The 24,492-nt window shown below is 43.1% G+C and carries 22 protein-coding genes; all 22 read right to left on the reverse strand.

Features of this window, described 5'->3' with window-relative positions:
• Positions 1–627: 627 nt before the first annotated feature.
• Positions 628–2,268, reverse strand: a complete 1,641-nt coding sequence (locus Q0I54_RS09775; protein ID WP_296118339.1) for a cell wall metabolism sensor histidine kinase WalK — start codon at positions 2,266–2,268, stop codon at positions 628–630.
• Positions 2,269–2,270: 2 nt separating this feature from the next.
• A complete protein-coding gene (locus tag Q0I54_RS09780; protein ID WP_296118340.1) occupies positions 2,271–2,972 on the reverse strand; it encodes a response regulator transcription factor in 702 nt (233 codons plus the stop codon).
• A 281-nt stretch (positions 2,973–3,253) separates the two neighbouring features.
• Positions 3,254–3,484, reverse strand: a complete 231-nt coding sequence (locus Q0I54_RS09785; RefSeq protein ID WP_296118341.1) for a hypothetical protein — start codon at positions 3,482–3,484, stop codon at positions 3,254–3,256.
• A 49-nt stretch (positions 3,485–3,533) separates the two neighbouring features.
• Positions 3,534–4,871 carry an MATE family efflux transporter gene (locus Q0I54_RS09790; RefSeq protein WP_296118343.1) on the reverse strand — a complete coding sequence of 446 codons (1,338 nt, stop codon included), beginning with the start codon at positions 4,869–4,871 and terminating at the stop codon, positions 3,534–3,536.
• Positions 4,872–5,029: 158 nt separating this feature from the next.
• Positions 5,030–5,434, reverse strand: a complete 405-nt coding sequence (locus tag Q0I54_RS09795; protein WP_367270823.1) for a SpoVA/SpoVAEb family sporulation membrane protein — start codon at positions 5,432–5,434, stop codon at positions 5,030–5,032.
• 171 nt (positions 5,435–5,605) lie between these two features.
• Complete coding sequence (locus tag Q0I54_RS09800; protein WP_296118345.1) at positions 5,606–6,025, reverse strand: stage V sporulation protein AB; 420 nt, start codon at positions 6,023–6,025, stop codon at positions 5,606–5,608.
• Between the two features lie 24 nt (positions 6,026–6,049).
• Complete coding sequence (locus Q0I54_RS09805) at positions 6,050–6,685, reverse strand: stage V sporulation protein AA (RefSeq protein WP_296118348.1); 636 nt, start codon at positions 6,683–6,685, stop codon at positions 6,050–6,052.
• A gap of 1 nt (position 6,686) precedes the next feature.
• Positions 6,687–7,046: a hypothetical protein gene (locus tag Q0I54_RS09810; RefSeq protein WP_296118350.1), complete on the reverse strand. Its 360-nt coding sequence runs from the start codon at positions 7,044–7,046 to the stop codon at positions 6,687–6,689.
• 122 nt (positions 7,047–7,168) lie between these two features.
• Positions 7,169–10,822, reverse strand: coding sequence for a penicillin-binding Tp47 domain C-containing protein (locus tag Q0I54_RS09815; protein ID WP_296118352.1), 3,654 nt, complete (start codon positions 10,820–10,822; stop codon positions 7,169–7,171).
• Between the two features lie 480 nt (positions 10,823–11,302).
• Positions 11,303–12,160, reverse strand: a complete 858-nt coding sequence (locus Q0I54_RS09820) for a 4Fe-4S binding protein (protein ID WP_296118354.1) — start codon at positions 12,158–12,160, stop codon at positions 11,303–11,305.
• Complete coding sequence (locus Q0I54_RS09825; RefSeq protein WP_296118356.1) at positions 12,160–12,597, reverse strand: FMN-binding protein; 438 nt, start codon at positions 12,595–12,597, stop codon at positions 12,160–12,162. Before Q0I54_RS09825 ends, Q0I54_RS09820 begins: the two co-directional genes overlap by 1 nt.
• Positions 12,594–14,390: an FMN-binding protein gene (locus Q0I54_RS09830; protein ID WP_296118358.1), complete on the reverse strand. Its 1,797-nt coding sequence runs from the start codon at positions 14,388–14,390 to the stop codon at positions 12,594–12,596. Before Q0I54_RS09830 ends, Q0I54_RS09825 begins: the two co-directional genes overlap by 4 nt.
• Before the next feature lie 240 nt (positions 14,391–14,630).
• Positions 14,631–15,149 (reverse strand): Gx transporter family protein, encoded by a 519-nt coding sequence (locus tag Q0I54_RS09835; protein ID WP_296118359.1) that lies wholly within the window; start codon positions 15,147–15,149, stop codon positions 14,631–14,633.
• A 33-nt stretch (positions 15,150–15,182) separates the two neighbouring features.
• Entirely contained in the window at positions 15,183–16,310 is a 1,128-nt protein-coding gene (locus tag Q0I54_RS09840) for an FAD:protein FMN transferase (RefSeq protein ID WP_296118360.1), read from the reverse strand.
• 70 nt (positions 16,311–16,380) lie between these two features.
• Positions 16,381–17,094 (reverse strand): SigB/SigF/SigG family RNA polymerase sigma factor, encoded by a 714-nt coding sequence (locus Q0I54_RS09845; RefSeq protein ID WP_296118361.1) that lies wholly within the window; start codon positions 17,092–17,094, stop codon positions 16,381–16,383.
• Positions 17,095–17,100: 6 nt separating this feature from the next.
• The gene (gene spoIIAB, locus Q0I54_RS09850; protein WP_296118368.1) at positions 17,101–17,505 is read right to left on the reverse strand and encodes an anti-sigma F factor; all 405 of its coding nucleotides are present in this window, start codon (positions 17,503–17,505) and stop codon (positions 17,101–17,103) included.
• Positions 17,506–17,618: 113 nt separating this feature from the next.
• Positions 17,619–17,930, reverse strand: a complete 312-nt coding sequence (locus Q0I54_RS09855; RefSeq protein ID WP_296118362.1) for an anti-sigma factor antagonist — start codon at positions 17,928–17,930, stop codon at positions 17,619–17,621.
• Between the two features lie 491 nt (positions 17,931–18,421).
• Entirely contained in the window at positions 18,422–19,885 is a 1,464-nt protein-coding gene (locus tag Q0I54_RS09860) for a tetratricopeptide repeat protein (RefSeq protein WP_296118363.1), read from the reverse strand.
• Positions 19,886–19,895: 10 nt separating this feature from the next.
• The gene (locus Q0I54_RS09865) at positions 19,896–20,033 is read right to left on the reverse strand and encodes a hypothetical protein (protein WP_294785468.1); all 138 of its coding nucleotides are present in this window, start codon (positions 20,031–20,033) and stop codon (positions 19,896–19,898) included.
• A complete protein-coding gene (locus Q0I54_RS09870; RefSeq protein WP_296118364.1) occupies positions 20,026–21,345 on the reverse strand; it encodes a folylpolyglutamate synthase/dihydrofolate synthase family protein in 1,320 nt (439 codons plus the stop codon). Before Q0I54_RS09870 ends, Q0I54_RS09865 begins: the two co-directional genes overlap by 8 nt.
• A gap of 13 nt (positions 21,346–21,358) precedes the next feature.
• Entirely contained in the window at positions 21,359–24,004 is a 2,646-nt protein-coding gene (locus Q0I54_RS09875) for a valine--tRNA ligase (protein ID WP_296118365.1), read from the reverse strand.
• 294 nt (positions 24,005–24,298) lie between these two features.
• Positions 24,299–24,492 (reverse strand): hypothetical protein (locus Q0I54_RS09880; RefSeq protein WP_296118366.1); only part of this gene is annotated, 194 nt, incomplete at its 5' end.

Below are 24,492 nucleotides of genomic sequence, written 5' to 3' on the forward strand. Positions count from 1 at the left end.
GTTCATCCTGAGCCAGGATCAAACTCTCATAAAAAGTTTTTCCCGTTTCAGAATCAACTGGCTAATTTTAACCATTCGTCAATCCTAAACGTTTTACTGTTTTTTAGGTTGCTTTGACTTTCGTCTCTGCTTTGTTCTCTCGAACTCATTTAAATGCGAATTGCTTCGCTGTTCTCAATGAATCTTTCAAGGTTATTTCACTGTTCAGTTATCAAAGTTCTTTGTCTTGCTGTTGTTCAGCAACTTTTATATCTTATCAGATACCGAAGTGTCTGTCAACAACTTTTTTACTTTTTTAAGTTGTTGTGTTTTCTGTCTTTCAACAGCCCATTTAGATTAACATATTTGTCAAATCATGTCAACAACTTTTTTACTGACAGAAGCTTTACATTAAAATCAGACGCATTCCATGCCGTTTACATGTTTTTTTCTTATCAGTCTGTCACGTCAGCGACAGCTTGCTAATAGTACCACTCTAAATTTCAAAAGTCAACTATTTTTCACCGTTTTACCAAAGAAAGACAATTCCTGTTTTTTTCACAGAATTGTCTTTCTTTTTAGCACTTATTAAAGTGGAACTTTCATCCCACAATATGCGAATAATGGGAATGATTGTGGAAGTGCAAATCATTTTAATTTGAAATAAAATTGCACTCCTCCTTCTACATTTTCAACACCGTATTCTGCCTGATGTGCTTTTAAAATAATTGCACTGATTGCCAGTCCCATGCCAGAAGTTGTTCCTGTTTTAGTTCTGGAATTATCCATAAGATACATCGGTGTCCAGATTTCTTTTTTCCGATTGTCCGGAATTTGTATTCCATCATTATATACACTGACATAATTTTTGCTGACAGACAATCGAATGACTCCGCCAGATGTACAAAAACGTACTGCATTCGAAAGGAAATTATCCATTACCATAGACAACATTTTTTTATCACAGATGGCATTTTCTTCCTCCGTAACATCCCAAATAACCTGAATACTCTTTTTTTCAAGCTGTTCTTTATAATGATCACAGCATAACTCCATCATTTTTTGCAGAGAACATTTTTCCATATGCAGATCATAGGAAGAATCACTGAGCCTTGTATATGTCAACATTGACATCAGGAGCTGATTCATATGATCTGCTTCCTTCTGTATCATACCTATATATTCAGTCTGCTTTTCCGGATGAATTCCATCCTCCAGACATTCTGCACTGTTTTTGATCACCGCTGCCGGTGTCTTCATCTCATGAGCCATGGCATTGATAAATGTATTTCTTAAACTGGCCAACTCCTTTCTTTTCTTATGCAAATACAAATATACAATAATAAGCAGAACCGCAAGTGCCTGACCGATCAGCCAGATAGGTAACGTGAAATTCTTCAAATTTCCATCATGTGTTGCCAGATAAAATGTATCGCCATACATTCCAATCTGATAAGAAGTCAGATTATATCCGCTGATTATTCCTTCTGCATGATTTTGCAGCTTCGTTGGTTGACTTTCCAGGGCATATTGTACGTTTTGTGCAGGCAGATAGACAAACAGTTCTATCCCTCCCTGCTCCAATGTGGCATCTTCCAGTTCAACTTCTGAAACATCTGCTAAATTCGCCACACGACACACGATTGATTTATAATTTGAACTTGCTACCGGTGTATTCCACACTGCATTTTTATCTAAAATGCTCTGGAATTGTACTTCACTGACATTAAACGTATTTCCATTATAATAACCTTTCAGTTTTTTGAGTCTTATCTGTCCGTTCTGCTTCCGATAAAATTCTTGAAAACTGTTCATTCCGCCATTTTCGCTTGATTCTGATTTTTCAATACACTTCTTCAGTGAAATCCATTCTTTCTTTAATTGTTTTGTTTCCTGATCATATGATGTCCAGATACAACCTACTTCTGTATTCTCTAATTCACATATAACTTCATCTGACTCTCCAAGAAATTGCATTTTTAATCCAAACTGACTGTCCCACTCTGGATCCCCTGTGTCCGGTAAAATATTTTTTAAACCTATAAAAACATTATTCTTTAATTGTGTCCGCGTTTCCGCTTTTCTGGTATCTAAATTAGATTCTACCAGATTTTGCACATTTTTCGTCATCAGTTCCAGTTTTTCCTGCCAAACTTTCTGTGACATTCTGATTAAAAGCCCAGTGGCGGTAATCGCCACACACAAAAATATGATTTCTATCAAAAATGCCGTTTTATACTCTCTCCATATTTTTTTTCGGTCTCCCCACAGATCTTTTATTTTTTTCAACTTCATCCCTCCTGCTCTTCTCCTGTCAAGTTTTCTGACTTTTTGTTTCTTTCAAACACATATCCTTTTTTTACAATTGTCCTGATACAACGACCATAATCTCCTAATGCTTTGCGCAGATTTTTCACATGCGTATCTACTGATCTGTCATTACCATCATACTCGTAACCCCAGAGTTTCAAAATAATCTGCTCTCTTGTCAAAATACGGTTCGGATTCTGGTAAAAATAGGATAACAGACGGAAATCTAATGACTGTAATTTCACCGGACTTCCACCACATAAAAACTGCTGCCGCTCTTCATCGAGCACTATTCCTTCCTTCTGTTCTTTTGGCATGCCCTGCTGATAGCGTTCCAGTACGGCCTGACATTTTGCAAGGAGCACTCGCAATGAAAATGGTTTTAATATATAATCATCTGCTCCGAGTTCATATCCGCGCAGCTGGTCTTCTTCCAAAACCCTTGCCGTCAGGAAAAGTACAGGTACGGATTCACGTTCTCTGATTTTTTTGCAAAGTGTGAAACCGTCCATGCCCGGCATCATCACGTCTAACAGGATCAGCTGATAGTTTTTTGTCTGTACTGCCTCCCATGCTGCTTCCCCATCTGCTGTGGCATCTACCTCAAAACCATGTTCTGACAGAAAATCTGTGATCAGTTCCCGTAAATTGTCGTTGTCTTCTGCCAGTAAAATGCGTCTCATCTCAAATTCCCCCAATGTAATTCTTGTTCTTCTTCGTTGCACTTATTGTAACATATCGATATGTATTCTTTATGTACTTTTTTGTAATGGTAAAAAAAACGCCCTGATTTATTTTATCTTGACAAGCAATTGTTAGCCGACAAGATAAAATAAACTGGGCGCTTTCAAAAATAAACGTTTATGATATTTTTTTGATAATCTGTTTTCACTTCTCATCGTGGAGAACTTTCTGTTCCAGTTCATCTAACATTTCCGGAATTTCCATCTCATACACTCCCTGATCAGCCGTTCAGATCTTTTAAATTCTGGAACAATTCAATATCTGACTGCTGTACTTTCATATTTGTTGTCATCGGTTCTTCTCCCGGTCTGGTCACTGTGATTTCAATGATTGTACCTTCCTGCACACCACCGGTTAATACGTTGCGGAAAAATGCCGCAAATTTGGGATGGTTGCTCACAAACTGATTTTTTGCTTTCATTACTTTCATAGCTGCTGCTGGATTTATCATAATAGGTTCCTTCTTTCTACCTTGTAATCAAGATTTGTTATAAATCGTATCACTTCACCACTGAAAAGTCAATTTTCTCCACGTGATATCGAACAAACTGGCGGTAAAAAAGATATCCTACCAGCGTCGTGATAGAATCCGTCACCGGGAAGGTCAGCCAGAAATAATTCAGTCCGAATCTGGAGAACAGATATGCCAGCGGAATAAATAAAAATACGGTTCGGATAATGGTCAAAATCGAACTTTTTACCGCATGTCCCAACGCCTGGAAAAATACCGGAAACGTCAGGGAACTTACCAGTGGGATAAAACTGATTCCAATAAAGCGGAATGCCACTTCGCCAATGCTGATGACTTTCGGATCATGGGAAAATACATGCAGCATCGGTCCCGGAATGGTTTCAAATAAAATAACACCAATCATCATCAACGCGATTCCGAATGCGATTGCCACTTTCAGTGTCTTTTTGCAACGCTCGTACTTGCCCGCCGCATAATTATAACTTACCACCGGTACGATACAGGTTTGCATTGCGCCCAATGGAATAAAGAAAAATGCCTGCCACTTATAATACAAACCAAGTACTGTCACCGCCTGATCTGAGAAAGTTGCAAGGATCAGATTCAAGCCAAATATGTAAAAAGTGTACGCTGCCTGCATCAGAATATTTGGGATTCCCAGTTTATAAATCCGCTTGATCTGGTGTGGGAATACCACAAGTGCCGGAATCTTACGAAATCCGCCTTTCATAACGATCAATGCTGCTGCGATCTGTCCCACAACAGTTGCTGTGGCAGCTCCGCCGATTCCCAGTCTCGGCAGACCGCACAAACCGAAGATCAGAAACGGATCCAACACAATGTTTACCACTGCACCTATGATCTGTGCGATCATCGGTATCCGCATATTTCCTTCCGCCTGATGCACTTTTGTCCAGACACTTTCCAGAAACAGCCCGATGCTGAGTACGCAGACAATTCTTCCATAAAGCACAACCATCGTAATAACTTCCTCAGAAGACGTATTCATTCGCGCATACGCCGGCATCAGAAAGAAGCAGACTACCGCAAAAATCACCCACATCAGCAACGCAAGCGGTGTGCCGATACCTGCCGTCTCATCAGATCTTCTTTTTCTTCCGATTCCAAGATTATGCGCCATCTCCGTATTGATGCCGACACCGGTTCCCACTGCCAGTGCGATCATCAGAAGCTGGATTGGATAAATAATAGAGAGTGCCGTCAGACCACTCTCTGAATATCGGCCGACAAAAAAACTGTCCACCACGTTATATAACGCCTGGATCAGCTGTGCCAGCATGACCGGCGGCGCCATTTTTAATAATATTTTTGAAATTTTCTCTTCCCCAAAAAAATCGTTATTCAATTTGTTCCCCCACTTTTATCTATTGCTATTTTTGATTCTCTGTAATCCCACCAAAATCCATATCAGAAGTGAGTTTGAAGCTCACATCAGATATAGATACATACTCTAGCATGATAGTATATTTCCTGGAGAAAATCCAGTATAAAATATAAAAGAGATTATTGCACGATTTTCCAGATCCAGTACACCAGGCCCAGCAGCCAGCTTGTAAAAATTCCATATAAGATAACCGGACCGCCAATAGAAAAAATCTGGCTTCCGATTCCGAATACCTGACCTTCTTTTTTAAACTCAATGGCAGGAGCAGCCACACCATTTGCAAAGCCTGTGATTGGAACCAGCGCACCGGCTCCACCAAATTTTGCAATGGTCGGATAGATATTCCATCCGGTAAGAATTACACTGATCAAAACCAGAATCAGACTCGTCCACTTTCCTGCAGTCAGCGTATCCATACCACGATTCAGGCAAAAATTTGTAATCACCTGTCCGATACAGCATATGATACCACCAACCAAAAAGGCTTTCAGCATATTTAACGGTAAACTGTAAGTCGGCGTCACCTGACTGACATAGGCATCGTATGCATTTTTCCGCGCTTCTTTTTCTTCCTCGGTTTTGGCATCTTCCGTTTTTGAAATCTCCCGTATCAGTTCTTCCCTTGGTATTTTCTTATAATCTGCTTTTGTTTTTTTCCCGTTATCACTCAAAATGTTAACCACCCTTCAAATTTCCTATGCAACCCAAAAGAAATAGATCAGACTGCCCACAGTTTTTCCTGCTGCAAAAGTCGTGATCAAAAATCCAAGTCCATTTTTCAAACTTGCTCTGCGAAACAGCACCGGAAACACATTCAGCACTTCTGCCAATGCCACCGACAGACAGCCTAAAAACACGCCGGAGGCCAATCCATAAAACAAAAGGAACCATGTTCCCACCTGAAACGGAAGCTGCGGAAATATTGCCAGAATGCATCCAAAGATTCCACCAAAAATCAGCGCGTTTTCTAACGCTGGAACATATGCTGCTACGCTTGTTTTTCCCGCCATACGCGGCACCATGCCAAGGCTTGCAACCAAAGCAAACACGCCAGCTGCCACACCGGTGCCAAATAGCAGACCAAGTATTCCTAATATGATTTGATACCCCAGCATCTTTATCTTCCCTTCTTCCTGATATTACACATCATAATTTTTTCCTTTGCGGCTGCTGGTTTCAATATACGTCATATCCACATCCTGCTCATATTTACGCATGGCCACCTGAATCGGCGTCGGATCATCCGTGATTTTCTTATGTCCGACATGATTATAAAAGACCATGATTCCAATCGCCAGTCCGATACAAAAACAGATTTCCAGCGCGCCAGCACCTGTGTAGGTCTGCCCTGTCACCCTTGTATACAATGCGGCAAATACCTTTGAAACTGACACGTCCTCGATAAACGTCATGATTGTAAATGCTGCTCCGAAAAACAGGATCACGCACACGATCGCCGTTTTGAAATACTGCACCGCTTTCTTTTCCGGATCCGGTACATAGCGGATGACAAAATCCGGCTCACCAATGTTTTCAATTTCCAGAGTTGGATATTTTTCATGAATTTTCTGGATAATATATAAAATAGAAAAAACCTGCACGAAGCTGCTTTTATCATTTCCGTGGAAATGATAAATCTGCTCCTGCAGCACCTGACGGCGGATACCCACATCGGTGCACTCCACCGATGCGATATCCTGCAGTTTCACACTGCGTTCATATACAATACAGTTTTGTTCCATCTTCAGATATAATGTCTGTCCCGAAGCACTCATCTTATTCCTCCGCCTCGTCTTCAAAAACCGCCTGCGCGGATTCTTTCATCTCAGACACATCCTCTTTGATCTCATTCGCAGCGTGACGCACCGCTTCTCCTGCATGTTTCCAGCTATCCTTCATCTCATCCGCAGAATATTCCGCTGCAAATTTCAGTTCTTTTGCAATGTCTTCCCCCTGCTCTTTCATACAGCCACACGCCTGTTTTATTTTTTTCTTTTTGTCCTGCATCTTTTTTCCAAAACTTCCCTCTTCGTACATGCCGTCACCTTTTAACCCGCATAAAAAATAAAAAACCGCTCCTGCGATCATGGCGATCACTACTAAACAGCAACACTTTTTCATCCATTTACAACACATGTAAATTTCCTCCTTCCAGACGATAAACATTCGTTTATATCGCTTTGTTTTGCTATTAGTATGGAGCGATTTTTCATTTATTATTCAATTATTTTCCACTGATCAGGAAGTAAAGACGCTTATTATACTCTTACTTTTCCGTTTACTACTTTGTAGGATTTACCGTTTAATTTAACTCTTCCGTTGTAAGAGAAATCTACTTTACCGCCTTTGATGTACCACCAGCCGTTCTGGTTCTTTGCAATACCGTTGAAGTTAAAGTTTACTTTACCGTTTTCAATTCTCCACCAGCCGTTTTTGTTTTTAGCAACACCGGTGTAAGAGAAATCTACCTTACCACCTCTGAGGTACCACCAGCCGTTCTCGTTTTTCTCAACGCTGTTGCAGTTGAAATCAACTTTACCGTTTACGATTCTCCACCAGCCGTTCTCGTTTTTAGCGATTCCAGTATAGTTAAAGTCTACTTTACCGTTTGTGATCTTCCACCAGCCGTTTTCATTCTTTGCTACTGTATTTGCGGAGAAGTCTACTTTACCGCCGCGGATGATCCACCAGCCGTTCTCGTTCTTAGCTACTGTGTTTGCGGAAAAGTCTACTTTACCATTACGGATCAGCCACCAGCCGTTCGCATTCTTAGCTACTGTGTTTGCTTTAAAATCAACTTTGCCGTTCTTTACATACCACCAGCCGTTTACGTTCTTAGCAACTGTTGTTACGTTTGTAGCGATCTCGCCATTTACATAATAGTACCAGTTTCCGTCTGCTGCTTTGGAGTTTGCAAGGCCGTCTGCATGTGTTGGAGCTGCCGGTTCTACTGCTTTTTTCTCAAGAGCTGCAATCGCTGCATTTAAATGTGCTGTAGACTCATCTACACTTTCCTGACTTGTTTTGCCTTTTGCAGCATTTGCAAGATCGTCCTGTGCTTCTTTCAGCTCTGTTTCCAGATCACTCCAGGTTTTTTCTGTGTAATCATCTTTGTTCAGAGCTTCTGCTGCTTTGATGGCTGCTTCCAGTTTGCTTGTGTCACTTACCGGTGTTGCAGTATGGATATCATCTGCAGTCACCTTTACTTCCACATTTGTATCTGCATAACCAAGTGCATGAATGGTCAGTACCCATTTTCCTGTTCCGTCAGTTCCTTCCGGAAGCTGGCATCTTAAGGAATCTGTCAGTCCGAGCTGAATTCCCATCATTTTATGCATCCAGTTATCCGCTGCAAATTTTGTTCCAAATGTTGCAAGTGCTTTATCGCCATTGCCATAATATGTCCACTCTACAGACTGCATTGCTGCTCCGAGATCACCATAGTTCTCAGTCAGATCCACACGGAGAAAATCACCAAATTTACTACTGCTTACAACTTCTACACCCATTTTAGATGTGTCTGCTGTCTTTAATTCCGTATCTTTCAATCCGGATGTTGTGCCAGCTGCTGCTGCGCCAAAGCTGAAGTTTCCGTCTGCACTCATGGAAACAGTTTTCAGGCCATTTGTATTGGCATCTACAGCTGCAACTGCTTCGTAACTCTTCAGATTATTCTCAGAATATCCGCCAGAGAGTTTTTCACCATTTTCTACTACGCTGTAAGCTTTCTTAAATGCTTCCAGATTTTTTGTTTTTACTTTTACAGGAACATATTTGATTCCCTTGATCACATAATGATCGTATGTCGTAGTTTTTCCATCTACTGTTAATGTCGTAACACCTGTTTTTCTGTCAGATGCTTTTACCAGTGTCTTACCATCTTTCAAAATTGCTGTATTGCCATCTGTCCAGGAAACTGGCTCATATTCATTTCCATCTGTGTCATAGATCACTACATCCTGCTGGAAACTTCCTCTGTGGAGACCGTGATTTGCTGTCGCACGGGTAACAACATCAAATGCACCTTTATCATATTCACCGTTTGTATCCATTGTCTCGGAAGATACTGTGGATCCTGCATTCTGAACATTCTCTGCTGCATAGTACTCAGCGTAAGAAAGAGAAGCATACACATAAGAATACTCCGGTACCACATAAGTAAATGTGAAATCATTTGCATATCCGGTTGCTTTTACAGAAACAGTAAACTCATCTCCTGCTTTTGCATCTTTAAACGGAGTTGCTGACTCATTTAAAGAACCGTCTTTGTTGATGATCGTAACGGATCCTTTTCCGGATGCAGCGTAATCTTTGCCATTTACATTAACACTTTTAATATTTTTGATATAAGCACTCAGATCATCTGCAGTTGCATCTTTTGCAGCAACAAGACTGTCACTTGCATTGTCATAAGCAGCTACTGCTTTGTCTGTTGTCAGTTCAAATGTTGCAGAAAGATCTGCATATTTTCCATTTTTATCTGCAATCTTTAAAGTATACTGTCCAACTGCAGCGTTCTTATCAAAGCTTAATACGTTATCTTTTACAGATACATTGTTCAGTCCATCTACGCTGTATACAGCCTTGTAATCAGACGGTAATCCTGTGATAGATACGGTTGTCTTTCCTGCATCAGCAGAAGCATTCTCAACTGCTACTGTATTTGCAAATTTTACCGGAACATACTGGTTCATTGGGATGTTATATACACCGGCATCTGTGTAATAAGTAACATTATTGATTGTCTGTCCCATCATGGACACATAATCTTTGTAAGAAAGCTGGCAGCCATGTGTCTCTGTTACAAAACCGGTACTCCATGCAAGTTCTGTTTTTTTCCAGATATTCTCTACATGACGTAATCCGTAGCTGTCACCCTCTTTTGTGCTGATCGTAACACCGTATACCGTATTGATATTTTCCGGAAGTCCTTCGATATCAAGCTGATAATCACCATATTTCGTGGAAGTAGATAATGTACCGTTTGCATTATCTAACGTTGTTGCAGAAGATGTCTTAACTGCGCCGAAACTGAGTGTTCCGTCCTCATTTACGGTAAGCTCTTTATAGTAAGAAGGAGCCTCGCTCAGTACATAATAAGAATAATCTGCACTCTCAAATAATGCGTCTTTTCCTGCATATGTGGTAGTAGATACTTTTCCTTTGATACTTGTAGTAATCTCAACTTTACTCTCATCTGTAATCTGCGTATATTTTCCTGTCAATGCTGCCAGATCACTTACTTTTACAGGGAATGTGATACCACTGATGTCTGATCCGTCACTGTTTACATGATAAGAACCTGCTGCAAGAGATGCTCTTGTTTTCATCTTTGTTGCGGATGAAACAGCATCAACATCAGAATCGCCCTCAGCTGCATAAAATGCTGCATATGGGATGTTCATCAGTACGTAAGCTTCCTGTTTTACGTCTTCTTTCTTTGCTTCTTCAAATTTAGAAAGCGCTTCTTTTGCTGCATCTTTTACTGCTGTTCTTGTAATTGTTGCTCCAGATTTTGTATCATAACCATTTGCAGTAAACCAGTTATCAATACTTTCCTGTGTTGCCGGCTGTCCCATCAAAGATTTGATTCCAATTTCCGGCTTTTTTGTTGTTCCGTTTACTGCTTTTTCAAAATATGTTTTACTTCCATAGTCTCCCGATGCCTCATATCCATTGGTCGGAGTCACCAGAAATTCTTTAAATTTTCCATCCTCAACAGTTACTCCAACAGTCACATCATAACTGTTCCATTCATCATCTGACTCTACATGTGCAGTCGCATTATTCACACCATCTGTTGCCACCTGAGATCCAGTTACAGCAAAAGCGCTAACCGGGCAGGTACTCATAAATGTAGCTGCTGCAAGAACTGCTGCTGCTACTTTCATTGAAAGTTTCTTTCTTCTCATAAAATCCTCCTTATATTTTTTGAAATAAAAATATCTTCCTTAGATTGTGTTGATAAACCTTTTTCGCTTGGCTCTAACTACATTAGTATTATCTAACGGCAGTTATGATAACATTATCTTCAGTTAACGTCAACACACTTTTTTCACATTTCTCGTTATCGAAATACTTTCTCATTTTCTGGTTGTTTTTTGTTTTGGCAAAAATTTAATATCATATAAAGCGAAATCAGAGAATCCTATCGCTTAGTGCTCTACGCACTTGAAGCGGGGGAATGCTTATTTTGCGTTCAAAACGTAAATGAAAAATGGAGAAATTTATCTCAACGAACGATTAAGCGAACGACTGAGTTTCACAAGGTTTTGCGCGAGTGGGAGACGACCAGCTTTTATAGAAGTCGAGAACGAGCGCGATGAAAACGCCGTGAAACGAAGGTAGTGAACGTCTAGTGAGTGAGATAAATTTCTCCATTTTTCTTTTATTTACAATCCGATAAACTTGAACAGCACCAGTAAAATTACGGCTCTCAGCACGGTATACCAGATCTCATTGCCTTTCAGTACCCGGATACCCGTATGTATATTTCCCTTCGGGCAGGTATCAATACACTTCTGACACTGGAAACAATCCCCGGAAAGCTCCGCTGCTGTATCCGGCGCCAGCTCAATATCAGACGGACACTTCATCGTACAGGCCCGGCAGCCCTTGATACATTCCGTGCGGTCTCTGCGCAGGGTAGAAAATGGCAGTACCGGCAGAATGGAAAATACTGCTCCCATCGGGCACAGCACACGGCAGAAAAACCGCTCCTGAAAACACATACCCACAACGATCAGCACCAGAAGTACCACACCGAGGGCATAGCCACCCAGTTTAAAATTACGGGCATGCAGCATGGAAAAAACGTCCCATGGGCTGAATCCTTTCGCCTTACTATATACACCTGTGAAACAGGTCATCGCAATGACTGCCAGCACGAAATATTTCACTGCCTGCAGTTTTTTCACAACTGATGCTTTCATTGTGATCGGTTTCTTTTTCCGTTTTTTGCAGATAAACACATAGAGTGCCCGCACTGCATCCCCCAAACTTCCAAAGGCACAGGCAAATCCGCAGAAAAATCTGCCAAACACGATTGTGTATACACACAATACGATCAATGCCGCCACAAAAGAGGTCACTTCCAGATGCGCTCTTGTTCCCATCTGGGTAAAAATATATTTAACTCCGTTAAATGCTGCTGTGTAGGCAGACGGAATAAACAGAAAATACAATAACTGTATCACTGCCCGCACCCACACATGAATTTTCTTCATGGTCTTTTTATTTGGCTGTTTCATTATTTGGCACCGCCTTCCTCAAGGGCCTGCGCCGTTGCATTTTTAATACCGGTAGAACTGAAGGTAGCCCCACTGATGGTATCCACATCCGCACTCTGTGCATCCAGAATCTCCGGAATGATATCTTTTGCCATCGTCAGATAGGCACCGTCCTCTTTTTCTGCGGACAAGATTTCTACATCTGTAATTTTTCCATCCGCAATGGTTACTTCCACGGTAATATCGCCGCCAAATCCTGTGGCTGTTCCCTGATAGGTTCCGTCTTTGTAAGAACCGCCGCTTTCTCCGGACTGTGCCGCTATTTCCGCATTCTGACGGTCTGCCTCGGCTTTCGCCTCAGCATCCGCCTGCTCATGTGCCAGTGTTACCTTGTTATAGCCAAACAGGGCAGTCACAATGACACATACGTTGATGATTCGTATGATAAATTTCTTCATTCTTCGCTACTCACTTTTTCTTCATTTTCTTCAAGGAATTTCTCTCTGGCCTGTTTCAGTGCTTCTTTGCATGCCTCTTTGATGGAATTTGAGGAGCAGGTTGCACGGGAAACCGTATCCAGTGCTGCCAGACTGCTTTCCACCTGACTGCCTGCATTCTCCTGTGTCATATCCACAACAGCCATACCGACAATACGGCTTGCCATACCAGCAACACTGGATGTTCCGTTCACTGCTTTTTTGATGTAGGAATTGTTAGCGGAATCTCCATCGCCGCTTACATCAGTAACAGCTGTGATTTTGTCATTTTTCATAGTGATCGTTGCGGTCAGATTATAAGCGTCAAAATCCTCATCTTCATCCGGCTCACATTTTACAGTTACAGTGTATGTACCATCAGCATAGTAAACCGGGCCGCTCTGATCCGGTGTCTCTGTATTTCCGGTATTGTTTCCGTTATTCTGTCCACCGTTATTATTATTTCCATTATTGGAATTGTTACCGTTATTATTCTGGTTTCCGTTATTGCTGCTGTCAGATCCGTTGTTTGCATTGGAATTATTTCCGTTGGACGGATATACCGCTGCCTTCGCAGACTCCAGGGCTGCTTTGACCGCATTGATGATACCGTTGGAGCTGTAAGTTGCTCCGGATACCACATCCACACCTGTGGTCTGATTTTTCACAATATTGCCAGCGACTGCACGGGCACGGTTAAAGAATGCCGCATCATCTTCATTTTCCAGAATTTCTACGGACTGAATGGTCTTATTTTTCAACACGATCACTACTTTGACATCTCCGAGGTAACCTTCTGCCACTCCGTAATAAGTTCCATCCGGATATGGGAAGTTTCCGGTCACGGCCGGTGCCGGAGCAGCCTGATTCTGTTGATTGTTCTGCTCTGTATTTTCAGTTGAGGCAGGTACCGTGGTTCCGTCTACTGCCGCCTGTGCCAGTGCGTTTCGAACCGCATTGATGATACCTGCGGAACTGTATGTTGCTCCGGAAACGGTATCCACATTTGTACTCTGGGAAGACACGATTTTTCCGGTAATCGCGGACGCTTTTCCGATATAGCTGCTGCCATCAGAAGTAGATACGATCTCTACCGATGCGATCTTACCACCGCTGATCACAACTTTTACCTTGATTGGACCTGCAAAACCGGTCGCACTTCCGTAATACGTTCCGTCTTTGTATGCAGCTGCATCTGCAACCTGTGCCACCGTTGTAGAACCTTCTCCTTTGCCCGGATTTTCTGCTGTTTTTCCGCTGTCTTTCTCACCAGTCAGCGCATTTTTAACCGCACTGATGATACCTCTGGAGCTGTAGGTCGCGCCGGACACGACATCTACATCCAGATTCTGAGACAGAATGATCCGGTCAATGACGCCTTTTGCGCGGTTAAAAAATGCCGCATCATCTGCTTCCACGTTCAGGATTGTAATCGCCACGATCTTTTTATCTTTGATCTCTACAGAAACCGTGATCTTTCCGGCAAAACCCGTTCCGGTTCCTTCGTACACACCATCTGGCAGGTCAAACACCTGACCTTCCAAAATCGTTTCTTCTGCGGTCTCCTCTGTAGCTGCATCCGTATTTTCTGTCTTTGGTAACGGTTTCTCTATGGCATAAACCTTTGGTGTATAAGTTGCCACAGACGCGCCAACACAGGCGACTACCAGCAATGCAGATAATGCCGGTGCCATGGTACTTACTTTTATCTTCTTTTTCTGATTCTTCTGATCCAGATTTTCCGGATCAATCTCTGAGTGCTTATCTTTCTTCATCGTCTCTCTCCTGATTTTTTATAACGTTTGATAGGAAATTCATCGTAATTTCCTATCAAATAAAAAATGCTATGGTAATATGCATTAGTTTTTTCTAACGTACGTTATCATAGCATTACTTTTTTTTCAAATCAAATCATTTTTCTTTATTTTCTCAATAACTCGCTTTATTGATAATTTTTATGCATTTTCTCCTGTTTTTTATCAATAACTCTGGTAAGTTCTGGCAAATGCATATCTTTATCTTCCAGATTCAAGCGCCCGTTTGACTGCTGGCAGGATTACTCTGGATACCACACCGATCAGAAGTCCCGTCACGAAACCTGAGATCAGAAGCACCGGTACATAAAAAATCAGTTTCAGATTTTCCACCACCAGCATTGCCACGATCAGCTGTCCGATATTATGGCAGATACCGCCCATGACACTGACTGCCAGAATTGACAGCTTGTCTGTTTTTTTCAAAAGCAGCATAACCGCCAGACTGAGCAGGCCACCTGCCAGACTGTACATGATGGAGGCCAGATTTCCAAACATAAAACCGCTTAAAAAGATACGCACCACAGAAACAAGCAGTGCTTCTTTTCCGCCAAACAGATAAATTACCGCCACGATCACCAGATTTGCCAGGCCAAGCTTGACACCCGGAATACCGAAATTGATCGGGATCAGGGTTTCCACATAACTGAACACCAGTGCCAGTGCGATCATCATTGCCATCAGCGCAACCGTTTTTGCAGATGTCTTTTGTTTTTTCATAATCTTATCATCCTGTCTATCCTAGGTCTGTGTTTACTTTGTCACTATTTTTTCAATATTCTTTGTATTGTTCATGTTGATAAAGTCATCATAAACGCCATCCGTAATATACAGCTTACCGTCTTCATCTTCCATGATTGCGTCAAATCCATCTGCTGCGCAATGTTCTTTACAATAAGAGATTGCATCTTTCGTACCAAGTACGAAAAGTGATGTAGACAAACCATCTGCCAACGTGCTGTCCGCACTGACAATCGTCACTGAAATCAAACCGTTGTTTGCAGAATAACCAGTCTTTGGATCAATAATGTGATGATACTTCACACCAGTATCTTTATCAATAAAATAGCGCTCATAACCACCAGAAGTGATAATCGCTTTATCTGTCACATTTACACCACCCAGATATCCGTCTGTATCGTTCGGATCCTGAATGCCGACTTTCCATTGACTGCCATCGGTTTTATTTCCAAGAACATGGGCATTTCCGCCAAGGTTAATGACGGCACTCTCGATACCATAGCTTTTCATGACTTCCATCACTCTGCCGGAAGTATAACCTTTTGCGATTCCGCCAAGATCAATCTCCATTCCCTCCGGAAGGTTGATGCTTGTCTGTCCATTTTCTTCACTTAATGTAATTTTTCCTGCGTCTACCAGGGCAAGTTTTGCTGCCAGATCTGATTCACCCGGCACTGCAAAATTTCCTGTTGTAAATCCCCAGAGCTGCATCACCGGGTAAATACTGATATCAAAGGCACCGTTTGTACTCTGATAAATATCAAGCGCTCGTTTTACCAGATATTCAGTATCTTCAGAAAGCACACCGCCGCCGTTCTGGTTGATCTGGGCAACTTCACTGGTTTCTTTTCCTGTGGACAGCAGATCATCCAGTCTCTGGATTTCAGCAATTCCGGCCTCTACTGCTTCCTGGGCATTTTCGCCATAAGCAGTCAGCGTCATGTACGTATCCATGGCGAACACTTCATCGGTGTATTCCTGATTGCTGTTTTTGTTATTCGTTGTTTTCGTTTCAGTAGAAGCAGATGCCTCGCTCTGCGCAGAATCCGACGTATTGCTATTATTTCCTGTATTGCAGCCTGCAAGTGGAAGACAGACCAGTGCCCCGCACAGCAGTGCCATCAGTATTCTCTTTCGCATCTATCAAAATCCTCCATATAATTGCTTATTTATCTGTTTTATCATTTATTAGCCTAAGCTAACGTCTATCTTAGTACATCCCCCGCAATTTTGCAAGCAGTTTTTTCTCTTTTCTGGATACCTGAACCTGGGTGGTACCAAATATTTTTGCCACCTCTGACTGCGTCCGCTCCTCCACATACCGCAGATAGATCAGCTGACGCTCCTCCGGTTCCAGCTGATCCAGCAATTGTTCCAGAAACAGATGGTTCATTCTGCGTTCGATCTCATTTTTCTGATCACGGATTTGTTCCCCCAATGTCAGCTCCTTTCCGTCATTTCCCGGAACCGGCCGATCATAAGAATCCACCTCTGAATTTGCCGCCAGCGATTGCACGATATCTTCCCTGCGGATCCCTGTTTTTTCCGCAAGTTCTTCCAGCGTCGGATCCCGACCGTGCTCATTCTGCCAGGCCGTCACCGCCTGACTGACTTTCCATGCCGTTTCTTTTAAGGTTCGGCTCACTTTCAGCATGCCGTCATCCCGCAGATATCTGCGAATTTCTCCGATGATCAGCGGAACCGCATAGGTAGAAAATTTCACCTCATAATTTATGTCAAACCGGTCAATGGCTTTGAGCAGTCCGATACTTCCTATCTGAAACAGATCCTCCGGATCATAACCGCGGTTTGAAAACCTCCGCACAATGCTCCAGACCAGTCCCATATTTTCCTGTACCAGCCGATCCCTGGCTGCTTTATCCCCCTGGTGCGCCTTTTTTAATTCTTCTATTACCTGCTCCATATGTAATTAACGGATCTCCCGCGTCATCACCACCCGGGTGCCTTTGCCTGGTGCGGATTCCACTTCCACGGTATCCATAAAGGCTTCCATAAAGGAAAATCCCATGCCGGAACGCTCCAGATCCGGTCTGGTGGTAAACAGCGGCTCCAGCGCTTTTTGGATATCCGCAATGCCGCGGCCCTCATCCGTGATAGCCACATGAAGAGTCCGGTCAAGGACACCGGCCTCCAGCCAAACGATTCCGCCCTTCAGATTGTATCCGTGAATAATGCAGTTCGTGACCGCCTCCGAAACCGCAGTTTTGATGTCCGCCAGTTCTTCGATGGTCGGATTCAGATAACTGACAAAGGCTGCCACCGCCGTGCGGGCAAATCCCTCATTTTCTGATTTTGCCGAAAAGGATATCTGCATCCAGTTTTCCGCCTGCTGTCCATTTTCTTTCTCCTGAAAAATCTGTGTCTGTCCACAGGTTTCCTGTTTGCTGTTTTTGTCTGTTCTTTCCTGTATGTAAGTTCCCATACCGCTTATCTCCCTTCCTCTTCCATCAATGCTTCCAGTCCTGACATTTTAAAAATGTTCTGCATTCGTTCATTTAAATGCACCGCCGACACGGTTCCACCGGAAAATTTCATTTTTTTGTATCTTCCGAGGATCACACCAATGCCGGAGCTGTCCATCCAATCGGTGCGGGAAAAGTCAAAAATGATTTTTCGGATGAAGTAGGTTTCCGTCAGCAGGTCGGCTTCCTCCCGCAGACTGTCGGAAATGTGGTGGTCTAGTTCCTTCGGGATAAAAATACGAAGGGTGTTTCCTTTAATCTGATATTCACAGTTCATGTTTGGGGCTCCTTTTATTTTCTTTTTTAAGGCAGTTGAGGGAAAAAACACGACAGGGCACGGACAATTTTCGATCTTCGTTGCGCCGCTTATCTCCGCCTCCTCCCGCAAACTCGCCAACAGCAAAACCGGCTGTTGTCTCAAACACACTCCCGGAGACGGGCTATGCTCACTCCGATTACGAAAATTGCCCTACCGCCCTCATCGTGTTTTTTTCCCTCAGCTGCCATTTACATAATGAAACAAATTCGTTGTAAAGCGGACATTCGCAATCCGCTTTCGCTACTTGCTCATGAACGCAGTCGCTTTGCGACCTGCGTTCAAATCAAAAATAGCAATATACAGAAAGAGCTTTCTACACAATCTCATGTGTCTTAGGGAAACTTTTGTATGTCTCCATTGTTTTCTTTCGTATATTGCTACTTTTTTAATACTTATTTAGTTTTCTTCCAAATCAGATTCATAATTTCACTTCATAACCAGAAGATCGACTAGTCATTATTAGCCGTGTTGTCACCGGAGGTATTATCTCCGGACGTATCCGTCTGATTATCCGCAGTTCCGCTTTCATCCGGAACGGTAATGCCGCGGCTCTGCATGTCTTCGATCATTTCTTTACAGGTGTTGCGCACGCTGGAGGAGTTTGTCTTCTCCCTTGCGATCTGGAACCACTTTAACGCATTGCTCTCATCATTCTGATAATTATACGCAAAAGCCAGATAGTATGCTGCTTTTCCTTCCTGGTATCCTTCATCTGTTTTTACAATGGATTCCAGTTTTGTAATCGCTTCACTGTAATTTTTCTTTTCATACAGATTCAATGCTTCGTTCATATCTGCTTCCAGCATTGCACTCTGGACATCGTTCAACATGTTATCGTAAATCTGCTGCGCGTTTTCGCTGAGCAGATCACGGTTTACGTTCGCCAGTGTCTCACCTGCTTTTACATGATCATCTGATGCATAGGATACATATGCATTTAACAGTTCCTCGTAGGACTGATTTTTCTGATCCGCAGAACTTGTTGCTGTCTGTGCATCTTCCACCGTCTGTTTCAGAGACGAAATCTCATCCTCCAGACTCTTGATGCTCTGTTCTCTGGTGGCAATGGTCTCATTGGCCTTTACCAGCTGGGATGCCGCATTGCTGTTGGCATTTTTGCGGACACCAGGCACGATCAGGAAACATACCACGGCAATACCGATAGCCGCGCCAACCAGCAGGTTTACAACGGTCAGCACTGCTGTGTTGTCAGTAAATTTCGCCGGACGGATGATCAGGTCGTTTCCGCTCTGATAACTTACCGTATCTTTTTCCTTCGGTTTCATTTTTCCATTTGCCTTCAGATGCAGACGGCATTCTTTTTTGTAACGCATGGTATTGGCATCGCCTGCATCGATTTTTTCTGCATTTTTTAATGCACGCAATGCCAGATCATAACGTTCTTCCTTCATATACAGCAAAGCCAGCAGCTGGTGACCTTTTACCAGCTTTGGATTCAGGGCAAGTACTTTTTTCAACTGGATCAGTGCCAGATCTGTATTGCCCTCTTTGCAGTAAGTCAGTGACTGGTTAAATTTCTTCACCGTCTGGGACAAAGTATCCAATCTGGCAGAACTTTTCTGGATATCGTTCAGATAATCGTTTGCCGGATTGTCTTCCCCCTGCATGCTTTTGCTGATGATCCACTCGCTCAGCGCCTTTACGATCTCACCTAGCTCGAAATAAACCAATCCCAGCAGGTTACGAGCCTGAATATTCAGTTTGTTATAACGAAGACTCATCTTCAGATATTCTACAGAACCGCTTAAATCACGAGCTTGGGCACGCTCCAGTCCGTCATTGTAAAGCTTGTTGGAAATACTTACGATTTTTTTCCAGATCTTCACATCTGCTTCACAGCTCGGGCAGGTATCCATGGAATCCAGATGAGCACCACAATAATAACAGTTCATCTGTCTCCTCCTATCTTCTGCTTTCTTTCAGCATTTCCTGTAAAATATCCATCATATCGGTCAGATCACGATTATAAATTACGTCCTCTGCCTCTTCAATTTCCATGCTCGGTTCAAATTTCTTTAATTCTTCCTCAAAATCAATCATCACAGTTCTCCTTCCATACTTCCATCAATGCACCTATGAAATAGAGGGAGCCTGTACAGAAAAGTTTCTGCCCCGGCTTCTTCTTCTCTTTCATTGCCCTGAACGCTTCCCGGTAGTCGGCATAGCCCGTCACCGGTCTGTCTGTATCTGCTTCAAATAGTTTCTCTAATTTTTCAAAAGATATGCCTCGCTCATTGGGAATTGTGGTGACTGCCATTTCTTCCCATGAAATATCTGCCGTCAGCATATCGATCGAGGTGCTGTAATCCTTTTCTTTTACCATGGAAAACAGCAGAAGTGGACGGTATTTATCATTGGCAGTCAGTCGATTTACTGCCTCGGTAAACATTCCGATGCCGGATGTATTGTGCGCCCCGTCAAAATATATTTCCGGTGCGATTTCCTGCATTCTTCCCTGCCAGAACGCCGCTTTCATGCCTGCATGGAGCTGTTCTTCAGCTTTCTCTCCGGCAAGTTCCTCTGGATACTGCTGCTGCAAAATCCGCATTGCAAGAATTGCCAGCGCTGCATTTTCCACCTGATATTCTGCGGCTCCCGGAATCGTCCATCTTGTTTCCTTATCATACGCAGTTGAAAGGGAAAAATCAATAAAATTATTCTTAAATTCCAAAATCTGGAACATTTTTTTCTCCAGTTCGGTGCATGGACTCTGCATTTTCTTCGCATGCGCCCGGATCACTTCGGATGCTTCCGGATCATTGGCATCGAAAACAACCGGAACGCCCGGTTTGATAATCCCGGCTTTTTCCCCGGCAATCTGTGAGATCGTGTCCCCAAGGATTTCTGTATGCTCCAGACTGATGGATGTAATAATGCTTAACACCGGATTGGCAAAACTGTTTGTCGCATCCAGCCTGCCGCCAAGTCCGGTCTCCATTACAATATATTCTACACCGGCTCTTTCAAAAATTACCATACCCATAGCAAAAATAAACTCGAAAAATGTCGGAAAGCCAAGACCTTTTTCTTCCAGCTCTTCTGCTTTCTTTTTTACCTGCGCATAAGCTTTCAGAAACTGCACTTCACTGCAAAGGGTTCCGTTTATCTGGAATCGCTCGCGAATGTCAATCAGGTGGGGAGATGTAAACAAACCAACTGTTTTTCCCTCAGAAAGCAACATATGGTAAAGGAAGCAGCAGACGCTTCCTTTACCATTACTTCCTGCCACATGAATGACTTTGCAGCGATTACCCGGATTGCCAAGCAGCTCCATGAAATATTTCGTGTGCGCAAGGCTGTGTTTTTTGGTAAACTTCGGAATCCCGTACAGGAATTCCACTGCTTGTTTCATGTTTTCACTCATATTATTTTAACTGTGCCAGACGATTCTCTACGTCTTCCATCATCTGTTTGTATTTCTCAAGTTTTGCTTTCTCCTCGTCAACTTTTGCCTGAGGTGCTTTGCTTAAGAATTTCTCATTGTTCAGCATGCCGTTGGAACGTGCCAGCTCTTTTGCAAGTTTTGCTTTCTCTTTCTCCAGACGTTCCCGCTCTTTTGCCATGTCTACCAGCTCCTCTAACGGAATGTATACAACGGCATTTGGAATAACGACGGATACGGCATCCTCCGGAATTCCGGCTTTGTCTGCCTGTACGTCGATCTCACTTGCGGAAATTAACTGGCTGTAAATGTCTTTGTGGGAAGCAAACAGCTCGCGCAGATCTGCATCCGGAGATACGATGAAATATTTTGCTTTGCGGCTTGGTGGAACGTTCATCTCGGAACGGATGTTTCGGATGCCCTTAACCAGTACTTTGATGGTCTCCACATCAGCTTCTTCTTTTGCAAAATTCCACTCCTCTGTGTACTCCGGCCACGCAGCAAGCATAACGGTCTCCTCTTCCGGACAAAGGGTGCAGAAGATTTCTTCTGTGATAAACGGCATGTACGGATGCAGCATCTTTAATGCGTTGGTCAGTACTGTTTTCAGAACCCAGAGTGCAGTATTTGCAGCTTTCGGATCTTCTTCTTTCTTGTACAGACGTACTTTTGCAATCTCAATATACCAGTCACAGAACTCTTCCCAGATAAAGTCATATACTTTCTGAACTGCGATTCCCAGCTCATATTTATCCATATTCTCTGTCACGTCTTTGGCCAGAGTATTTACTTTTGATAAGATCCATTTATCAACCGGCAGCAGATCTGCATCTTCCGGTTTGGTCGGCTGCTCATCTCCCAGGTTCATCATAATGAAACGGGATGCATTCCAAACTTTGTTTGCAAAGTTACGGCTGGACTCTACACGCTCCCAGTAGAAACGCATGTCGTTTCCAGGTGCGTTACCTGTGATCAGTGTCAGACGCAGGGCATCAGCACCGTATTTATCAATAACCTCTAACGGATCAATACCGTTTCCAAGGGATTTACTCATCTTGCGTCCCTGGGAATCACGCACCAGTCCATGGATCAGTACGGTGTGGAACGGCTCGGTTCCTGTCTGCTCTAACGCAGAAAATACCATACGGATAACCCAGAAGAAGATGATATCATATCCGGTAACAAGTACATCTGTCGGATAGAAGTAATCCAGTTCTTCTGTTTTGTTCGGCCAGCCAAGTGTGGAGAATGGCCACAGTGCGGAAGAGAACCAGGTATCCAGTGTATCCTCATCCTGTTTTAAATGTGTGCAGCCGCATTTCGGGCATTTCTCCGGCATTTCACGGGAAACAACCATCTCGCCGCACTCCTCACAGTAATAAGCCGGGATTCTGTGTCCCCACCAGAGCTGTCTGGAAATACACCAGTCACGGATGCCTTCCAGCCAGTGCATATATGTTTTTCCGAAGCTTTCCGGAACGAATTTCAGTCTGCCGGACTGTAATGCATCGATGGCCGGTTTTGCCATTTCTTCCATTTTTACAAACCACTGCGGTTTGATCATTGGCTCAACAGTTGTCTTACATCTGTCATGCGTACCTACGTTATGAACATGTTCAACTACTTTTACAAGCAGTCCCATCTCGTCTAATTTATCAACAATGGCTTTTCTTGCCTCGTAACGATCCATACCTTCGTAAATACCGCCGTTTGCGTTGATGGTTGCATCATCGTTTAAGATGTTGATCTCTTCCAGATTGTGGCGTTTTCCTACCTCAAAATCGTTCGGGTCATGCGCCGGTGTGATTTTTACGCAGCCGGTTCCGAACTCTTTGTCTACATACGGATCAGCGATCACCGGAATCTCACGGTTTACGATCGGAAGCAGTAATTTTTTACCGATAATGTCTGTGTAACGCTCGTCATCCGGGTTTACGGCTACAGCTGTATCGCCAAGCATTGTCTCCGGACGGGTAGTTGCGATCTCAACAAATCTGCCTTCCTCGCCGATGATCGGGTATTTGATATGCCAGAAATGGCCTGTCTGCTCTACGTGCTCTACCTCTGCATCGGAAATAGAAGTCTTGCAGACCGGACACCAGTTGATGATGCGGGAACCTTTGTAAATATATCCTTTGTCAAACAGACGGATAAATACTTCTTTGACTGCCTCGGAGCATCCCTCATCCATGGTAAAACGCTCTCTGTCCCAATCAGCAGAAGAGCCCATTTTCTTTAACTGTTTTACGATACGTCCGCCGTACTCTTCTTTCCAGTCCCATGCATATTTCAGGAACTCATCACGGGTTAAATCCGCTTTGTTGATTCCTTTTTCTTTCAGGCTGTTGATAACCTTAACCTCTGTTGCGATAGCTGCATGATCGGTACCCGGCTGCCATAATGCGGAATAGCCCTGCATTCTTTTGTAACGGATCAGGATATCCTGCATGGTGTTATCCAGAGCGTGTCCCATGTGAAGCTGACCGGTGATATTTGGCGGCGGCATAACAATGGTAAATGGTTTCTTGCTTCTGTCTACTTCTGCATGAAAATATTTATTGTCTTCCCATTTCTGGTACAGACGGTCTTCGATCCCTTTTGGATCATAGGTCTTTGCTAATTCTTTCATTTTATCTCCTTTCAAGTGCTTTGTTTTATAAGAATTTCAACTGAATTTCCTGTAAAACAAAAAACCCCTCACATACATAATTGCATGTGAAGGGCGAATCTACGCGGTACCACCTTCATTTTATCCCATCAATTCCCTGTACAAAAACAGCTTGTACCTCTCTTTCTTTTCTGGAAATTAACGGAATCTCTGTGATTGATTAACGGGAATCACCCGGGATCTCCTACCCACCATACAACAAACATATCGTATGTTCTCTCAGTACTTTTGTCCTATACATATGCTGTATTGGCTTCAGACATCCGGTTCCAAAGCTACCTTCCGCAAACTGCCTGTCAGACGGTCTTTCAGTCCATGGACCCTCTTCCCTGTCACCGCATCTTTTGCGTACTCCTCTTTGTCATTACCTTTTATAACTATAAATTTTTCAAAGTCATTAAACATGATAAACAACATTTTTTGCCTTGTCAAGTTTTTTATAATTGCGA

Origin of the sequence: uncultured Eubacterium sp. (assembly GCF_934295145.1) — a bacterium.
Lineage (GTDB): Bacteria > Bacillota > Clostridia > Lachnospirales > Lachnospiraceae > Eubacterium_I.

Excerpts from the sequence above, each read along its gene's own strand:
- Q0I54_RS09780 (WP_296118340.1), bottom strand. The coding sequence starts at position 2,972 with ATGAGACGCATTTTACTGGCAGAAGACAACGACAATTTACGGGAACTG.
- Q0I54_RS09785 (WP_296118341.1), bottom strand. The coding sequence starts at position 3,484 with ATGATAAATCCAGCAGCAGCTATGAAAGTAATGAAAGCAAAAAATCAG.
- Q0I54_RS09800 (WP_296118345.1), bottom strand. The coding sequence starts at position 6,025 with ATGCTGGGGTATCAAATCATATTAGGAATACTTGGTCTGCTATTTGGC.
- Q0I54_RS09805 (WP_296118348.1), bottom strand. The coding sequence starts at position 6,685 with ATGAGTGCTTCGGGACAGACATTATATCTGAAGATGGAACAAAACTGT.
- Q0I54_RS09810 (WP_296118350.1), bottom strand. The coding sequence starts at position 7,046 with ATGTGTTGTAAATGGATGAAAAAGTGTTGCTGTTTAGTAGTGATCGCC.
- Q0I54_RS09815 (WP_296118352.1), bottom strand. The coding sequence starts at position 10,822 with ATGAGAAGAAAGAAACTTTCAATGAAAGTAGCAGCAGCAGTTCTTGCA.
- Q0I54_RS09820 (WP_296118354.1), bottom strand. The coding sequence starts at position 12,160 with ATGAAACAGCCAAATAAAAAGACCATGAAGAAAATTCATGTGTGGGTG.
- Q0I54_RS09825 (WP_296118356.1), bottom strand. The coding sequence starts at position 12,597 with ATGAAGAAATTTATCATACGAATCATCAACGTATGTGTCATTGTGACT.
- Q0I54_RS09830 (WP_296118358.1), bottom strand. The coding sequence starts at position 14,390 with ATGAAGAAAGATAAGCACTCAGAGATTGATCCGGAAAATCTGGATCAG.
- Q0I54_RS09835 (WP_296118359.1), bottom strand. The coding sequence starts at position 15,149 with ATGAAAAAACAAAAGACATCTGCAAAAACGGTTGCGCTGATGGCAATG.
- Q0I54_RS09840 (WP_296118360.1), bottom strand. The coding sequence starts at position 16,310 with ATGCGAAAGAGAATACTGATGGCACTGCTGTGCGGGGCACTGGTCTGT.
- Q0I54_RS09845 (WP_296118361.1), bottom strand. The coding sequence starts at position 17,094 with ATGGAGCAGGTAATAGAAGAATTAAAAAAGGCGCACCAGGGGGATAAA.
- spoIIAB (WP_296118368.1), bottom strand. The coding sequence starts at position 17,505 with ATGCAGATATCCTTTTCGGCAAAATCAGAAAATGAGGGATTTGCCCGC.
- Q0I54_RS09855 (WP_296118362.1), bottom strand. The coding sequence starts at position 17,930 with ATGAACTGTGAATATCAGATTAAAGGAAACACCCTTCGTATTTTTATC.
- Q0I54_RS09860 (WP_296118363.1), bottom strand. The coding sequence starts at position 19,885 with ATGAACTGTTATTATTGTGGTGCTCATCTGGATTCCATGGATACCTGC.
- Q0I54_RS09865 (WP_294785468.1), bottom strand. The coding sequence starts at position 20,033 with ATGATTGATTTTGAGGAAGAATTAAAGAAATTTGAACCGAGCATGGAA.
- Q0I54_RS09870 (WP_296118364.1), bottom strand. The coding sequence starts at position 21,345 with ATGAAACAAGCAGTGGAATTCCTGTACGGGATTCCGAAGTTTACCAAA.
- Q0I54_RS09875 (WP_296118365.1), bottom strand. The coding sequence starts at position 24,004 with ATGAAAGAATTAGCAAAGACCTATGATCCAAAAGGGATCGAAGACCGT.